This is a genomic window from Kitasatospora sp. NPDC086791, from assembly GCF_040685975.1.
In the GTDB taxonomy this organism is placed as follows: domain Bacteria; phylum Actinomycetota; class Actinomycetes; order Streptomycetales; family Streptomycetaceae; genus Kitasatospora.
Window position 1 is genome coordinate 653,220 of the sequence record NZ_JBFBOC010000002.1, and the last position, 15,479, is coordinate 668,698.

Here is a 15,479-nt window from a genome sequence, read left to right on the forward strand (position 1 = left end):
GTCCAGCGACTGCGAGGGGGAGGGCCGATGACCGGGCGAGCCGATGCCGCGCGCCCGCACTCCGTCGTGGTCGGCGGCGGTCTGGCCGGGATCACCGCCGCGCTGCGCCTGGCCGAGGCGGGCCACCGGGTCACCCTCGCCGAGGGGCGCCCCCGGCTCGGCGGCCTGGCGTTCTCCTTCCGGCGCGGCGAGCTGACCGTCGACAACGGTCAGCACGTCTACCTGCGCTGCTGCACCGCCTACCGCGGCCTGCTGGAGCGGCTCGGCGCCACCCGCCTGGTCCACCTGCAGGACCGCCTCGACGTCCCGGTGCTCTCCGTCACCGGGCCCGCCGACGCCCCGGTGCGCACCCTCGGGCGGCTGCGGCGGGCGGGCCTGCCCGTCCCGCTGCACCTGGCCGCCAGCCTCGCCCGCTACCCGCACCTGTCCCCGGCCGACCGCGCCCGGGTGGTCCGCGGCGCGCTCGCCCTGAAGGGCCTGGACCTCGCCGACCCGGCACTGGACCGGATCTCCTTCGGCGAGTGGCTGCGCCGCAACGGGCAGAACGCCGCCACCCAGGCCGCCCTGTGGGACCTGGTCGGCGTCGCCACCCTGAACGGCCGGGCCGACCAGGTCTCGATGGCGCTCGCGGCGAAGGTCTTCCAGACCGGGCTGCTCTCCGACCCGGGCGCCGCCGACATCGGCATCGCCGCCGCCCCGCTCGGCGCGATCCACCACGACCGGGCGCTCGCCGAGCTGGAGCGCGCCGGCGTGAAGGTCCTGCTGCGCGCCCGGGTGGCCGAGCTCAAGCCGGCCGCGCCGCAGCACGCCGTCCTCCTGGAGGACGGGGAACCGCTCACCGCCGACACCGTCGTCCTGGCCGGCGCCCAGGACAGCGCGGCCGCCCTGCTGCCGCCGAACGCGATCCCGGGGCAGGAACGACTGGCCGGGTTCGGCACCACGCCGATCCTCAACGTGCACGTGATCTACGACCGCAAGCTGCTGCGCCGGCCGTTTTTCGCCGCCCTCGGCTCGCCGGTCCAGTGGGTCTTCGACCGCACCGCGCACTCCGGCCTGGCCGCCACCGCGCTCGGCCGGGCCCACCCGGGTGCCCAGTACCTGGCGCTCTCGCAGTCCGCCGCGCAGGACGAGATCGACCTGCCGGTCGCCGAGCTGCGCCGCCGCTACCTGCCCGAGCTGGAACGGCTGCTGCCGGCCGCGGCCGGGGCCGAGGTGCTCGACTTCTTCGTCACCCGCGAGCGCACCGCGACCTTCGACCCGGCCCCGGGCAGCGGGGCGCTGCGTCCGTCCGCCCGCACCGACGTCCCCGGCCTGCTGCTGGCCGGCTCGTGGACGGCCACCGGCTGGCCCGCGACCATGGAGGGCGCCGTGCGCAGCGGCCACGCCGCGGCCGACGCCGCGCTCGCCGCGGCCGGCACCCGGGTGCCGACGGACCGCGGCGACGGGAGGTGGCCCAGGTGACGGCGGGTCCCGCCGCCGGAGAGCCCGCCAGAGCCGACGGGCGTACCGTCGAGCGCATCGGCGGAATCAGCGGGACCGGTCGGATCGGCCGCACCGACGTCCTTGGCACCGGCACCACTCGGATCGACACCAGCCGCACCGACGGCACCCGGCCGCCCCGTGCGGTCGGGCACCACAAGGGAGAGGGAACGCACGTGGAGTCACGCACCGGCTTCGCCGTCGGAGGCACGGCGCACGCCGAACCGGTCTCGGTGCCGGAGCTGCTCGCCCGCAGCCGTACGCTCTGCACCCCGCCGCTACGGGCCGCCGTCGCCCGTTTGGCCGCACCGATGGACACCGTCGCGGCCTACCACTTCGGCTGGATCGACCGGGACGGCACCCCGGTCACGGGGGACGGCGGCAAGGCCGTGCGCCCCGCGCTGGCGCTGCTGTCCGCCCAGGCCGTCGGCGCGGACGCCGAGGTGGGGGTGCCCGGTGGGGTCGCTGTTGAACTGGTGCACAACTTTTCCCTGCTCCATGATGATCTGATGGACGGTGACGAGACCCGGCGGCACCGGGCCACCGCCTGGACGGTCTTCGGGCCGGCCCAGGCGATCCTGGTCGGCGACGCCCTGGCGACGCTCGGCACGGAGGTGCTGCTCGACGCAGCGGTGACCGGCGGCGCGAGCCCCACCGACGCCGCGCGTGCCGTCCGGCTGCTCACCACGGCGACCCGCGGACTGATCGACGGCCAGGCCATGGACGTCGCCTTCGAACAGCGCGACAGCGTGACCGTCGCGGAGTGCCTGGAGATGGAGGGCGGGAAGACGGCGGCCCTGCTGGCCGCCGCCTCGGCGATCGGCGCCGTCCTGGCCGGGGCCGACGACGGGGTCTCCGACTCCCTCCAGCGCTACGGCCACCACCTGGGACTGGCCTTCCAGGCGGTGGACGACCTGCTCGGCATCTGGGGCGCCACCGAAGTCACCGGCAAGCCGCACTGGGGGGACCTGCGCCAGCGCAAGAAGTCCCTGCCGGTCGCCGCAGCGTTGGCCGAGGGCGGCCCGGCCTCCCGCCGGCTCGCCGAACAGCTGGCCGACCCGAAGGGACGCGGGGAGGAGAGCGAGCCCGAGCTCGCCGCCCGGGCCGCGCTGATCGAGCAGGCCGGCGGTCGCGCCTGGACCCAGGAGGAGGCCCGCCGCCAGCACACGACTGCCCTCGCCGCCCTGGACGAGGTGCCCATGTCCGACGAGGTGCGCGAGCACTTCGTCGCACTCGCCGAATTCGTGGTGGTACGAGAGAGGTGACGTTACGTTGACAGCAACCGCGGACGGCCGGCTCGACCCTGAGTACGATCCCGAGCCGGTCGCGGTGGGCGACCGCCCCCCGGCCCTGCTGGGCCCGGGGCGGCGGCAGCCCGAGGACGCCGACCGGCTGCGGTCGGCCGACGAGGCGGACCTCCGGCCGGCCGACGCGCGGGAGGCTCTGGCCCGCGCCACCACCCACCTGCTCTCGCTGCAGTCCTCCGAAGGCTGGTGGAAGGGCGACCTGGAAACCAACGTCACCATGGACGCCGAGGATTTGCTGCTCCGCCAGTTCCTCGGCATCCGGACCGAGGAGCAGACGAACGCCACCGCCGACTGGATCCGCTCCCAGCAGCGTGAGGACGGCACCTGGGCCACCTTCCACGGCGGGCCGCCCGAACTGTCCACCACCGTCGAGGCGTACGTCGCGCTCAGGCTGGCCGGCGACGACCCGAACGCCCCGCACATGCTGGCCGCCGCCCGGTACGTCCGCTCCGCCGGCGGCATCGCGGCCGCCCGGGTGTTCACCCGGATCTGGCTCGCACTGTTCGGCTGGTGGCCCTGGGAGCGGCTACCGGAGATGCCGCCCGAGATCATCTTCCTGCCCAAGTGGCTGCCGCTGAACATCTACGCCTTCGGCTGCTGGGCCCGCCAGACCATCGTCCCGCTGACCGTCGTCTCGGCCCACCGGCCCGTCCGCCCGGCCCCCTTCGCGCTCACCGAGCTGCACACCGACCCGGACGACCCCTACCCCGAACGGCCGCTCGCCCCCGTCACCACCTGGGACGGCCTCTTCGAACGCCTCGACAAGGCGCTGCACGCCTACCACCACCGGGCCTTCCGCCCGCTGCGCCGACTCGCCGTCTCCCAGGCCTGCCGCTGGATCGTCGAACGCCAGGAGGCCGACGGCTGCTGGGGCGGCATCCAGCCGCCCGCCGTGTACTCGCTGATCGCCCTGCACCTGGAGGGCTACGAACTGGAGCACCCGGTGATGCAGGCCGGGCTCTCCTCCTTCGACCGCTTCACCGTGCACACCGAGGACGGCAAGCGCTGGCTGGAGGCCTGCCAGTCCCCGGTCTGGGACACCTGCCTGGCCACCATCGCGCTGGCCGACGCCGGAGTGCCGGCCGACCACCCGGCCCTGGTCTCCGCCGTCGACTGGATGCTCGGCGAGGAGATCCGCAAGCGCGGCGACTGGGCCGTCCAGCGGCCCGGGCTCCCCGCCGGGGGCTGGGCCTTCGAGTTCGAGAACGACACCTACCCCGACATCGACGACACCGCCGAGGTGGTCCTGGCCCTGCGCCGGGTCGCCCACCCGGACCAGGGCAAGGTCGACGCGGCGGTCGACCGGGGCGTGCTGTGGAACCTCGGCATGCAGTCCAAGAACGGCGCCTGGGGCGCCTTCGACGTCGACAACACCAGCACGCTGCCCAACAAGCTGCCGTTCTGCGACTTCGGCGAGGTGGTCGACCCGCCGTCCGCCGACGTCACCGCGCACGTGGTGGAGATGCTCGCGGAGACCGGCCGGGCCCGCGACCCCCGGACCCGGCGCGGCATCGAGTGGCTGCTGCGCAACCAGGAGGCGGACGGCTCCTGGTTCGGCCGCTGGGGCACCAACTACATCTACGGCACCGGCTCGGTGCTGCCCGCCCTGGTCGCGGCCGGCGTCCCGGACGAGCACCCGGCGATCCGCCGGGCGGTGCGCTGGCTGGAGGACCGGCAGAACACCGACGGCGGCTGGGGCGAGGACATGCGCTCCTACGACGACCCGGCGCGCTGGGCCGGGCGCGGCGACTCCACCGCCTCGCAGACCGCGTGGGCGCTGATGGCACTGATCGCGGCCGGCGAGGGCCCGGACGGCCGGGCCAACCCGGCGGTCGAGCGCGGCGCGGACTGGCTGGTGCGCACCCAGCTGCCCGAGGGCACCTGGGACGAGCCGCAGTTCACCGGCACCGGCTTCCCGTGGGACTTCTCCATCAACTACCACCTGTACCGGCTGGTCTTCCCGGTCACCGCGCTCGGCCGCTACCTCCACGGCAGCCCGGCGACCGGCGGCGGCCGGGCGAACGGCACCCCGGCGATCGGGGCGGCGCGGTGACCACCGCCCCCCTGCTGGTGCTCTGCGCGCTGGGCCCCGAGGTCTGGGCCCTGCGCGGCGGTGACTGGCGCGGCGCGCTCGGCGGCCCCCCGGTGCTGGTGCGCACCGGGGTCGGCCGCCGGCGCGCCGGGCTCACCGTCCGGCGGCTGCTCGGCTCCGCCCCCGGTGCCTACGGCGCGGTCGTGGTGGCCGGCTTCGGGGCCGCGCTCGGCCCGGGCGTGCTGCCCGGCGACGTCGTCGTGGCCGACGGCGTGCGGGACGCCGAGGGCCACCTCTACCCGGTCGACTCCGGGTCGCGGCTCACCCGCTCGCTGGAGGAACGCGGCCTGACCGTGCACACCGGGGTGCACCACACCGCCGACCACGTGGTGCGCGGCATCGAGCGGCGGGCCCTGCACCTGCAGGGCGCGCTCGCCGTCGACATGGAGGCCGCCGCCGTCCTGGCCGCGCTGCGCGAGGTGCGGCCGACGCTGCCCGCCGCCGTCCTGCGGGTGGTGGTCGACACCCCCGAGCACGAGCTGCTGCGGCCCGGCACCCTCCCGGCCGGGGTACGGGCCTGGCGGACCCTGCGGGCGACCGTACCCGCCCTCGTCGACTGGTACCGGCCCCGGCCCGCGCCCCGGCCCGCGCCGGAGCCCGAGCCCCGGTCCGTGGACCTGAACCACCCCACATCCTCGACGCTCCCCCAGGAGGCGAGCTAGCCATGGCCATGCCGTTGCGCCAGACCGTGCGGGTCGGCACCTACCTCATGCAGCAGAAGCTGCTCAAACGACGGGACAAGTTCCCGCTGATCGTGGAGCTGGAACCGCTGTTCGCCTGCAACCTCGCCTGCGAGGGCTGCGGCAAGATCCAGCACCCTGCGGGCGTCCTCAAGCAGCGGATGCCCGTCGCACAGGCGGTCGGCGCGGTCCTGGAGTCGGGTGCCCCGATGGTCTCGATCGCCGGCGGTGAACCGCTGATGCACCCGCAGATCGACGAGATCGTCCGCCAGCTGGTCGAGCGCCGCAAGTACGTGTTCCTGTGCACCAACGCGCTGCTGCTGCGCAAGAAGATGGACAAGTTCACGCCCTCGCCCTACTTCACCTTCGCCGTGCACATCGACGGCCTCCGCGAGCGGCACGACGAGTCGGTGGCCAAGGAGGGCACCTTCGACGAGGCGGTGGCCGCGATCAAGGAGGCCAAGCGGCGCGGCTTCCGGGTCACCACCAACAGCACCTTCTTCAACACCGACACCCCGCAGACCGTCATCGACGTGCTGGACTACCTCAACGACGAACTGAAGGTGGACGAGATGATGATCTCGCCCGCCTACGCCTACGAGAAGGCCCCCGACCAGGAGCACTTCCTCGGCGTCGAACAGACCCGGGAGCTCTTCCGCAAGGCCTTCGCCGGCGGCAACCGCAAGCGCTGGCGCCTCAACCACAGCCCGCTCTTCCTGGACTTCCTGGAGGGCAAGGCCGACTTCGAGTGCACCCCCTGGGGCATCCCCAACTACTCGCTGTTCGGCTGGCAGCGGCCCTGCTACCTGATGGCGGACGGCTACGTGCCGACCTACCGCGAGCTGGTCGAGAAGACCGACTGGAGCAAGTACGGCCGCGGCCGGGACCCGCGCTGCGAGAACTGCATGGCCCACTGCGGGTACGAGCCGACGGCCGTCCTCGCGACCATGGGCTCGCTGCAGCAGTCGCTGCGCGCCATCACCGAGACCATCAGCGGCAACCAGAGTCGCTGAAGAGGGAGTTGACCGCCAGGTCGGCACCCCGGCCCGGGCCCGCGCCCGGGCCGGCTCCGCCCGCAGTCGGGCGGAGGCATCACCGCACCGCTTCCCGTCGTGAGGTGTTCCCATGTCACTGCTCTCCCGCGTCACCTCGCCGGCCGAGCTGCGCAAGCTCCCGGCGGCCGAACTCCCGCTGCTCGCCGACGAGATCCGCGACTTCCTGATCGACGCCGTCACCCGCACCGGCGGACACCTCGGGCCCAACCTCGGCGTGGTGGAGCTCACCATCGCGCTGCACCGGGTCTTCGACTCGCCCTACGACCGGATCGTCTTCGACACCGGCCACCAGAGCTACGTCCACAAGCTGCTCACCGGCCGCCAGGACTTCGCCCGGCTGCGGATGCGGGGCGGACTCTCCGGCTACCCCTCGCGGGCCGAGTCCGAGCACGACCTGGTCGAGAACTCGCACGCCTCCACCGCGCTCTCCTACGCCGACGGCCTGGCCAAGGCCGCCCGGCTGCTCGGCCAGCACGACCGGCACACCGTCGCGGTGATCGGCGACGGCGCGCTCACCGGCGGGCTCGCCTGGGAGGCGCTCAACAACATCGCCGAGGCCCGGGACCGGCCGCTGGTCATCGTCGTCAACGACAACGAGCGCTCCTACGCCAGGACCATCGGCGGCCTCGCCAACCACCTCGCCACCCTGCGCACCACCCAGGGCTACGAGCGCTTCCTCGCCCTCGGCAAGGAGGCGCTGCAGCGCACCCCGCTGGTCGGCCAGCCGATCTTCGACGCGCTGCACGGCGCCAAGAAGGGGTTCAAGGACGCCTTCGCCCCGCAGGGCATGTTCGAGGACCTCGGCCTCAAGTACCTCGGGCCGATCGACGGCCACGACCTGGGAGCGGTCGAGCAGGCGCTGCGCCAGGCCCGCAACTTCGGCGGGCCGGTCATCGTGCACTGCCTGACCGTCAAGGGGCGCGGCTACCGCCCCGCCGAGCAGGACGAGGCCGACCGCTTCCACGCCGTCAACCCGATCGACCCGTACACCTGCCTGCCGATCTCGCCCAGCGGCGGCGTCTCCTGGACCTCGGTGTTCGGCGAGGAACTGCTCGCGCTCGGCGCGGAGCACCCGGAGCTGGTGGCGATCACCGCGGCCATGCTGCAGCCGGTGGGCCTGGCACCGTTCGCCAAGGCCTACCCGGCGCGGACCTTCGACGTCGGGATCGCCGAGCAGCACGCCGTCACCAGCGCCGCCGGGCTGGCGACCGGCGGGCTGCACCCGGTGGTCGCGGTGTACGCGACCTTCCTGAACCGGGCCTTCGACCAGGTCCTGATGGACGTCGCCCTGCACCGGCTGGGCGTCACCTTCGTGCTCGACCGCTCCGGGGTGACCGGGCCGGACGGCGCCTCGCACAACGGCATGTGGGACATGTCGATCCTGCAGGTCGTCCCGGGCCTGCGGCTCGCCGCGCCGCGTGACGCCGACCAGCTGCGGGCCCAGCTGCGCGAGGCCGTGGAGGTCGGGGACGCGCCGACGGTCGTGCGCTTCCCGAAGGGGACCGTCGGCCCCGCCGTGCCGGCCGTCGAGCGGATCGGCGGAGTGGACGTGCTGCTGCGCACCGGGCGGCCGGCCCAGATCCTGCTGGTCGCCGTCGGCACCACCGCCCCGGCCTGCCTGGACGCCGCCCGGCTGCTGCTCGCCGAGGGCTTCACCGCGACGGTGGTCGACCCGCGCTGGGTCAAACCGGTCGACCCGGCGCTGCCCGAACTGGCCGCCGCCCACCGGCTGGTGGTCACCGTCGAGGACAACGGCCGCACCGGCGGGGTCGGTTCGGCGATCGCCCAGGCGCTGCGCGACGCCGACGTGGACGTACCGGTGCGGGTGCTGGGCCTGCCCCAGGAGTTCCTCGGGCACGCCTCGCGCGGAGAGATCCTGGAGGAGGCCGGGCTGACCGGGACCGGCGTCGCCGCCCAGACCGCCGTCTTCGCCAAGAACCTGCTACCGACCCGAGGAGCGAACCCGCGCCATGCCGGCTGACCCCGACCGCCCCGCCTTCGACCTCGCCGCCCTCCTCGCCGAACGCGGCGGCGAGCGCTACGAGTTGAACAGCCGCTACCTCAACCCGCAGCTGTCCCGGATGCTCCACGCCATCGGCTTCGACAAGTACTACGAGCGGGCCGAGGGGCAGTACTTCTACGACGCCGAGGGCAACGAGTACCTCGACATGCTGGCCGGCTTCGGCATCTTCGCGCTCGGCCGCCACCACCCGGTGGTGCGCTCGGCGATCCAGCAGGTGATGGACCTGGACCTGCCGGACCTGGTCCGCTTCGACTGCTCGCCGCTGCCCGGACTGCTGGCCGAGCGGCTGCTGTCGTACGCGCCCGGACTGGACCGGGTGTTCTTCGGCAACAGCGGGACGGAAGCGGTCGAGACCGCGCTGAAGTTCGCCCGGTACGCCACCGGACGCCGGCGGATCCTCTACGCAGACCACGCCTTCCACGGCCTGACCACCGGCTCGCTCTCGGTCAACGGGGAGAGCGGCTTCCGCAAGGGCTTCGACCCGCTGCTCCCGGACACCGCCATCCCGCTCGGCGACCTCGGGGCGCTGGCGAAGGAGCTGAAGCGCGGCGACGTCGCGGCGCTGATCGTGGAACCGATCCAGGGCAAGGGCGTCCAGGCACCGCCGCCCGGCTGGCTGCGCGCCGCCCAGGCGCTGCTGCACGAGCACCGGGCGCTGCTGATCTGCGACGAGGTGCAGACCGGGCTCGGCCGCACCGGCGAGTTCTTCGCCTACCAGCACGAGGACGGCGTGCTGCCCGACCTGGTCTGCGCGGCCAAGGCGCTCTCCGGCGGGTACGTGCCGGTGGGGGCGACGCTCGGCAAGGGCTGGATCTTCGAGAAGGTGTACTCCTCGATGGACCGGGTGCTGGTGCACTCGGCCAGCTTCGGGTCGAACGCCCAGGCGATGGCGGCCGGGCTGGCGACCCTGGAGGTGATGCGGGACGAGAAGGTGGTGGAGAACGCCCGCCAGGTGGGCGACCGGCTCCGCGAGCGGTTGACCGCGCTGGTCGACCGGTACGAACTGCTCGCCGAGGTGCGCGGGCGCGGGCTGATGATCGGCATCGAGTTCGGCCGGCCCAAGTCGCTCAAGCTGCGGACCGGGTGGACGGCCCTGCAGGCGGCCCGCAAGGGACTCTTCGCGCAGATGGTCGTGGTCCCGCTGCTGCAGCGGCACCGGATCCTGACCCAGGTGTCCGGGGACCACCTGGAAGTGATCAAACTGATTCCGCCGCTGATCATCACCGAGCGGGATGTCGACCGGTTCATGGACGCCTTCACCGACATCATGGACGAGGCCCACCGGGGCAGCGGGCTGATGTGGGACTTCGGGCGGACGCTGGTGAAACAGGCGGTCGGCGGCCGCTGAGGCCCGGGGGCGGATCCGGGTCGGGTACGGGCCGGGTCGGGTACGGGTCGGACGCGAGGAGTGGGAAGTCGGCCGGGCCGACTTCCCACTCCGTGGGAGACACCGCGTCAGAGCTCGGTCCGGCGACGCCGGATGACCACCACGAGATCGACGACGGCGAACAGGGAGAGCAGCCCGCAGGCGATGGCGAAGCCGGTCAGCGTGCCCCGGCTGGGGACGCCGTCGACGGGGGAGGCGGCCGCCCAGAGGGCGAAGCCCGCCGTGGCCAGGACGAACAGCGGCGTGAAGACGAGCGAGAGCAGGTAGCGGAGCTTGAGGTCGCTGCGGGCGGTGGCCGGCTCGGTGCCGCTGTGCCACCGGCGCGGGGTCCTGGTGCGCATGACGGTTCACCTCCGGACCGCGCGGGTCGGGCTACGATTCCAGCGTACGTCCGAGGGAGCTGGCCGGGGGAGGCGCGATGTCGGGTTCGGACACGGTGGGGTCGGGTGCCGCGGGGGCGGATGCCGAGGGGTACGCGGGCCTGCGGGTCGAGCGGGCCCGGGAGCTGGCCCGGCGACACGGCTGGGCCTCGGTCCGGGTGCTGGAACCGGGGGAGCTGATGACGATGGAGTACCGGGAGGGGCGGCTCAACCTCGCGGTGCGGGACGGCGTGGTCGAGCGGAGCTGGGAGGGGTAGCGCCCGCTTCCCGTGCCGGTCGAGCCCAGTAGGGCGACGGGCGGCGGCCGAACCGGCGGTGCAGCCGGTGCTCGGCGGCGGCGACCAGGGGTTCCAGCAGCGGCAGCGAGAGCAGGACGAGCAGTCCGGCGGCCCAGCCGGCCAGCACGTCGGTGACCCAGTGGGTGCCCAGGTAGACCGTGGTCAGGCCGATCGAGCAGGCGGTGGCGGCGGCGATCACCGCACCGGTGCGACGCCAGCGGACCGCGAGGTAGGCCAGCACCCCCCAGGTGACGACCGCGTTGGCGGTGTGGCCGGACGGGAAGATGGTGCCGCCGGAGAAGAGCTCGGGCGAGCCGACGTACTGGGCGTAGTGCGGGCCGAGGCGGCCGGTGACGATCTTCACCGCGCCGACCGTGATGTTGAGCAGCAGCAGGGCGACGCCCATGACCAGCAGCGGGCGCAGCCGGCCGAGCCGGTGGGCGCGCCAGGCGAGCCAGGCGAAGGCGGCGATCGCCGAGGGGCCGCGCTGTCCGGCGACCACCCAGGTGTCGAGCAGCGGCTCCGGCCGGGGCCACCGCTCGTACGGGCGCAGCAGCCGGACCGACCAGTCGAGGTCGACCAGGGCGGTGTTGAGCAGGACGCCGGCCAGCACCAGCAGGTAGACGACGAGTGTGGCGGCGAGCAGGGCGGCCTGCCGCCGGCTCATCGGCGGCCAGCCCGGTTCGCGGTGGTCGGGACCGGTGGGGCCGCGGCGGTCGGGGTGGCTGCGGCCGGGCTGCCGGGGGTGGGACTGTCCGGGGTCGGACTGCCGGGGGTCGGGTCGTCGCTGGTCGGGCCGGCGGTGATCGGGCCGGTGGTGGCCGGGGCCGATCGGGCCGCGGGCGCCGCCGGGGGTGGCGGGGGTGGCGGGCCGTCCCGGGCCGGTGGGGGCGGTGTGGTGTTCCGGCCCCTGCCGCGGTCCCTGCCGCGGAATGGGAGCGGGGGTGCTTCTGGATTGCACGGGGTGACCTTACCCATCCGGGCAGGGTCATTCCGGAGGGAATTGTCATTTTCCCGGGAAATCGACAATCGGATCCGCCCGGGACGGCCCGGGGAGTGATTTCCGCTATTCCGGGATCGAATACCAGTGTGGTCTTCGAATGATTCTGCAAAAGTGCCGGTAAAGGAAACGGAGCGGGAGGCCGGTCTGCCTGGCTTCCCACTCCGTGGTAACCCTGTGTAGGTTGCGTGCTCAGTCGAGGGGGCTCAGTCGAGCGGACCGCCCGCGACGTAGATCACCTGGCCGGAGACGAAACCGGCGCCCTCGCTCGCCAGGAACGCGATGGTGTGGGCGACGTCCTCGGGCTGACCGACCCGCTGGACCGGGATCTGCGAGGCCGCGGCCCGCTTGAAGTCCTCGAAGTCCATGCCGACCCGGGCGGCGGTGGCCGCCGTCATGTCCGTGGCGATGAAGCCGGGGGCGACCGCGTTGGCGGTGATGCCGAACTTGCCCAGCTCGATGGCCAAAGTCTTGGTGAAGCCCTGCAGGCCGGCCTTGGCGGCCGAGTAGTTGGCCTGGCCGCGGTTGCCCTGGGCCGAGGAGGAGGACAGGTTGACGATGCGGCCGAAACCGGCGTCGACCATGTGCTTCTGCACCGCGCGGGTCATCAGGAAGGCGCCGCGGAGGTGAACGTTCATGACCGTGTCCCAGTCGGACTCGGACATCTTGAAGAGCAGGTTGTCGCGGAGCACGCCCGCGTTGTTGACCAGGACGACCGGAGTGCCCAGCTCGGCGACCACGCGGTCGACGGCGGCCTGGACCTGCTCGGCGTCCGAGACGTCGGCGCCGACGGCCAGGGCCTTGCCGCCAGCGGCGGTGATCCGGTCGACGGTGTCCTTGCCGGCCGCCTCGTCCAGGTCCAGGACGGCGACCGCGAAGCCGTCGGCGGCCAGCCGGACGGCGGTGGCGGCACCCAGGCCGCGGGCGGCGCCGGTGACGACGGCGACCCGGGGGGCGGTGCTCTGCTCGGTCATGCTCGCTCTCGTCTCTCTCGGGGACCGCCTCCGGGGAGAGCCCCCGGAGAGGGTGGCCACACCCTACCGGCGAGTAGGGAGGGCGGCCAGAGCGGAGAGGCGCAGGTGACGGTCGGTAAGGACCGACCGGTCGGCTTTCTGCTGAGAACGGGTTACTGCAAGGGTGTCGCAGCGCGTAAATATGCCAATGTTGCCGAACCTGCGTCTACTATCCGCCCCTGCCTGCCAGCAAGGGCCCGCCGTTTGTATAGTGTCCGCCAGCAGCCACCGGCTGCACGGCTGGAGCGCCCTCCCTCATAGCTGGACGCCCACTCGCCGTTACTGCCCCACCCGGGTGTCCCACACACACCGGGTGTGACATCGGGACGGATACATGGTGCTGGGGGAGATCCCGACAACCCGCGTGTCCGCGCGACTGCAGCAGTCGCCCGGTCACCTGATTCGCGTTGCACAGCAGGTTCACACCCGTCTGTGGTCCGAGCACGTCGGAGCCGATCTCACGGCTCCACAGTTCGCCGTACTGCTGGTCCTGGCCCTCGAACCGGGCGCGGACCAGCGCACGGTCGGCGAGCGGGCCTCGCTGGACAAGGCCACGATGGCGGAGATGGTCGCGCGGCTGGTCCGCCGCGGCCTGGTACTGCGCAGGCGCGACCCGGCCGACGGCCGGCGCAAGCTGCTCGCTCTCTCGCAGAGCGGCGCCCAGGCGGTGCGCGAGGCCACCGGCGGTGTTGTCCGCGTGCAGCGCGTCCTGTTCGAGCCGCTCACGGCGGAGGAGCAGGTCGAGATCGTCCGGGTGATGGCCAAGATAGCCAGGCTGGAGCCCGCGGCGGTCGCCGTCTTCACGGACGCGCGGCCGATACTGGACGCCCAGCGGGCGATCGGCTACCTGATCAGGGTCAGCCAGCAGGTGCACACCAAGCTCTGGTCGGAGCACGTCGGCTCCGAGCTGACGGCCCCGCAGTACGCGGTGCTGGACGCGCTGGAGCTGGAACCGGGCGCCGACCAGCGCACGGTCGGCGAGCTGGCCTCGCTGGACAAGGCCACCATGGCCGAGATGGTCAGCCGACTGGTGCGCCGCGGTCTGGTGCAGCGCCGGCGCGACCCCTCGGACGGGCGGCGCAACCTGCTCTCGCTCTCACCGGCGGGACAGGACCTGCTGCACCGCTCGGCCGCCGGCGTGGCCGAGGTCCAGCGGCTGCTGCTGGCTCCGCTGGAGGACGGCGAGCACGAGGCCGCCCTCGTGCTCATCGGCAAGGCGGCCAGGCTTTAGGCCAAGCATTGGTAACAGGAGCCAAAACGATTCGCCAACGTACTGCGGGCTCCTGCCCGTTGGTGTCGTGAATCGCGCACGCTGAAGAGCGCCCGCCCCGTACGGGGCGGGCGCTCTTCAGCGTGACCGGCGTTCAGGGCCGCTCGGGGCCCGTCGCGGGTGCTCCCCGGGGCCCGGATTCCGGGCCCCGGGCCGGCGTCAGTTCCAGTCGAAGCCCTGCGGGTCCGGGCCGATCCGCTCGCCGGTGGCGACGGCGGCGATCGCCGCGAGGTCCTCGGCGTCCAGCTCGAAGCCGGCGACGTCCAGGTTCTCCCGGATCCGGGACGGGGTGACCGACTTCGGGATGGCGATCACGCCGCTCTGCAGGTGCCAGCGGAGCACCACCTGGGCGACCGTGCGGCCGTGCTTCTCGGCGACCTTCACCAGGGCCGGCTCGGCGAGCAGCTCCCCGCCCTGGCCCAGCGGGCTCCACGCCTCGGTGGCGATGCCGTGCCGGGCGTGGAAGGCGCGCAGCTCCTCCTGCGGGAAGTACGGGTGCAGCTCGACCTGGTTCAGCACCGGGACGACCGAGGCCTCGTCGAGCAGGCGGGTCAGCTGCTCGGTGTCGAAGTTGGAGACGCCGATCGACTTGACCCGGCCGTCCGCCTTCAGCTGCTCGAAGGCCTTCCAGACGTTGAGGTAGCTGCCGTGCATCGGGCGCGGCCAGTGGATCAGGTACAGGTCGAGGTAGTCGAGGCCGAGCTTGTCCAACGAGGCGTCGAACTCGCGCAGCACCGCGTCCCGGCCCTGCTCGCCGGACCAGTCGCGGGTGCCCGAGTTCCACAGCTTGGTGGTGATGTAGAGGTCCTCACGGGCGACGCCGCCCGCCAGCGCCTCGGCGATCGCCGCGCCGGTGCCGGCCTCGTTCTCGTAGATGGCCGCGGTGTCGATCGAGCGGTAGCCCGCGTCGATCGCGGAGCGGACGGCCGCGGTGGCCTCGCCGTCCGGGACCTGCCACACGCCGAAGCCGAGCTGCGGGATGGTCGTGCCGTCGTTGAGGGTGACGCTGGGGATGTTGCTCACGGGACGGGGTGCCCTCCTGGTCGTAGGTCTTTCCAGTGGGGGGCAACTGGCACCGGAACGTGATTGTTCCCGCCGAACGGGCGAATCTTGGGTGAAGGTTTGCAGGGGCTGTGCGGGGCCGTGCGGGGCCGTGCGGGCCGTACGGGGCGGGGAGCGGGCGGGGGAGGGGGAGGGGCGGCCGGGCCGGGTGGGCGGCCGGGCAGGCGGCGGGGTGTGCCGTCGGGTGGACCGCGGGGTGGACGCGGCGGCGGAAAACCTGTTGCGAGGGTCACACCGGGGTTGGCAGGCTCGCGGACATGACCTCCTGAGATCCGGGCCCTTCGCGCCCTTCCCGTGTTCGTCCGGCGCTCCCTCCGGACGCCTCGACGTCGCCGCGCCGTCGCGCCGCGCGTCCGTCGCCCGTCGGCTCGGGCCGTCCGGGTGGGTCGGGCTGCCGGGCCGCTCGGGTCGTGCCCGTGCCCGTTCGCACCCGGTTCCCCGTACCCGTACCCG

13 protein-coding genes are annotated in these 15,479 nt (G+C 73.3%); 9 read left to right on the top strand and 4 right to left on the bottom strand.

The annotated features are described in order from the left end of the window. Positions 1–27: 27 nt before the first annotated feature. The 7 genes from hpnE (at position 28) to AB0Q99_RS06830 (ending at position 9,984) form a co-directional block, all read left to right on the top strand. Positions 28–1,461 carry a hydroxysqualene dehydroxylase HpnE gene (gene hpnE / locus AB0Q99_RS06800; RefSeq protein ID WP_363569158.1) on the top strand — a complete coding sequence of 478 codons (1,434 nt, stop codon included), beginning with the start codon at positions 28–30 and terminating at the stop codon, positions 1,459–1,461. Positions 1,462–1,712: 251 nt separating this feature from the next. Next, positions 1,713–2,744, top strand: coding sequence for a polyprenyl synthetase family protein (locus tag AB0Q99_RS06805; protein WP_363569286.1), 1,032 nt, complete (start codon positions 1,713–1,715; stop codon positions 2,742–2,744). Between the two features lie 127 nt (positions 2,745–2,871). Next, complete coding sequence (gene shc / locus AB0Q99_RS06810; protein ID WP_363569287.1) at positions 2,872–4,839, top strand: squalene--hopene cyclase; 1,968 nt, start codon at positions 2,872–2,874, stop codon at positions 4,837–4,839. Continuing rightward, positions 4,836–5,540, top strand: coding sequence for a 1-hydroxy-2-methyl-2-butenyl 4-diphosphate reductase (locus tag AB0Q99_RS06815; protein ID WP_363569160.1), 705 nt, complete (start codon positions 4,836–4,838; stop codon positions 5,538–5,540). Before shc ends, AB0Q99_RS06815 begins: the two co-directional genes overlap by 4 nt. A gap of 2 nt (positions 5,541–5,542) precedes the next feature. Further along, a complete protein-coding gene (gene hpnH, locus AB0Q99_RS06820; protein WP_363569162.1) occupies positions 5,543–6,571 on the top strand; it encodes an adenosyl-hopene transferase HpnH in 1,029 nt (342 codons plus the stop codon). A gap of 112 nt (positions 6,572–6,683) precedes the next feature. Continuing rightward, a complete protein-coding gene (dxs, locus tag AB0Q99_RS06825) occupies positions 6,684–8,594 on the top strand; it encodes a 1-deoxy-D-xylulose-5-phosphate synthase (RefSeq protein WP_363569164.1) in 1,911 nt (636 codons plus the stop codon). Continuing rightward, positions 8,584–9,984 carry an aspartate aminotransferase family protein gene (locus AB0Q99_RS06830; RefSeq protein WP_363569166.1) on the top strand — a complete coding sequence of 467 codons (1,401 nt, stop codon included), beginning with the start codon at positions 8,584–8,586 and terminating at the stop codon, positions 9,982–9,984. The genes dxs and AB0Q99_RS06830 overlap by 11 nt, the downstream gene beginning before the upstream one ends. Positions 9,985–10,091: 107 nt before the next feature. Here AB0Q99_RS06830 and AB0Q99_RS06835 read toward each other — a convergent pair whose 3' ends face one another. Then, positions 10,092–10,364 (bottom strand): DUF6343 family protein, encoded by a 273-nt coding sequence (locus AB0Q99_RS06835; protein ID WP_363569168.1) that lies wholly within the window; start codon positions 10,362–10,364, stop codon positions 10,092–10,094. Between the two features lie 77 nt (positions 10,365–10,441). On the opposite strand from AB0Q99_RS06835, the gene AB0Q99_RS06840 reads away from it, so the two are divergent. Next, positions 10,442–10,660, top strand: a complete 219-nt coding sequence (locus tag AB0Q99_RS06840; protein WP_363569170.1) for an I78 family peptidase inhibitor — start codon at positions 10,442–10,444, stop codon at positions 10,658–10,660. Here the strand turns inward: AB0Q99_RS06840 and AB0Q99_RS06845 are convergent. Together AB0Q99_RS06845 and fabG are read right to left on the bottom strand one after the other, a co-directional pair. Then, positions 10,611–11,642 (bottom strand): phosphatase PAP2 family protein, encoded by a 1,032-nt coding sequence (locus AB0Q99_RS06845; protein ID WP_363569172.1) that lies wholly within the window; start codon positions 11,640–11,642, stop codon positions 10,611–10,613. The two genes, AB0Q99_RS06840 and AB0Q99_RS06845, sit on opposite strands and share 50 nt — an antisense overlap. Positions 11,643–11,887: 245 nt before the next feature. Further along, the gene (gene fabG / locus AB0Q99_RS06850; protein ID WP_363569174.1) at positions 11,888–12,655 is read right to left on the bottom strand and encodes a 3-oxoacyl-ACP reductase FabG; all 768 of its coding nucleotides are present in this window, start codon (positions 12,653–12,655) and stop codon (positions 11,888–11,890) included. Positions 12,656–13,058: 403 nt separating this feature from the next. On the opposite strand from fabG, the gene AB0Q99_RS06855 reads away from it, so the two are divergent. Next, the gene (locus AB0Q99_RS06855) at positions 13,059–13,925 is read left to right on the top strand and encodes a MarR family winged helix-turn-helix transcriptional regulator (protein ID WP_363569176.1); all 867 of its coding nucleotides are present in this window, start codon (positions 13,059–13,061) and stop codon (positions 13,923–13,925) included. A gap of 198 nt (positions 13,926–14,123) precedes the next feature. On the opposite strand, the gene AB0Q99_RS06860 is transcribed toward AB0Q99_RS06855, so the two are convergent. Continuing rightward, complete coding sequence (locus AB0Q99_RS06860) at positions 14,124–14,987, bottom strand: aldo/keto reductase (protein WP_363569178.1); 864 nt, start codon at positions 14,985–14,987, stop codon at positions 14,124–14,126. Positions 14,988–15,479: the final 492 nt, after the last annotated feature.

What these genes read in the sequence shown, in the direction of transcription:
- hpnE (WP_363569158.1), top strand. Translation starts at nt 28, where the DNA reads ATGACCGGGCGAGCCGATGCCGCGCGCCCGCACTCCGTCGTGGTCGGC.
- hpnH (WP_363569162.1), top strand. Translation starts at nt 5,543, where the DNA reads ATGGCCATGCCGTTGCGCCAGACCGTGCGGGTCGGCACCTACCTCATG.
- dxs (WP_363569164.1), top strand. Translation starts at nt 6,684, where the DNA reads ATGTCACTGCTCTCCCGCGTCACCTCGCCGGCCGAGCTGCGCAAGCTC.
- AB0Q99_RS06830 (WP_363569166.1), top strand. Translation starts at nt 8,584, where the DNA reads ATGCCGGCTGACCCCGACCGCCCCGCCTTCGACCTCGCCGCCCTCCTC.
- AB0Q99_RS06835 (WP_363569168.1), bottom strand. Translation starts at nt 10,364, where the DNA reads ATGCGCACCAGGACCCCGCGCCGGTGGCACAGCGGCACCGAGCCGGCC.
- AB0Q99_RS06840 (WP_363569170.1), top strand. Translation starts at nt 10,442, where the DNA reads ATGTCGGGTTCGGACACGGTGGGGTCGGGTGCCGCGGGGGCGGATGCC.
- fabG (WP_363569174.1), bottom strand. Translation starts at nt 12,655, where the DNA reads ATGACCGAGCAGAGCACCGCCCCCCGGGTCGCCGTCGTCACCGGCGCC.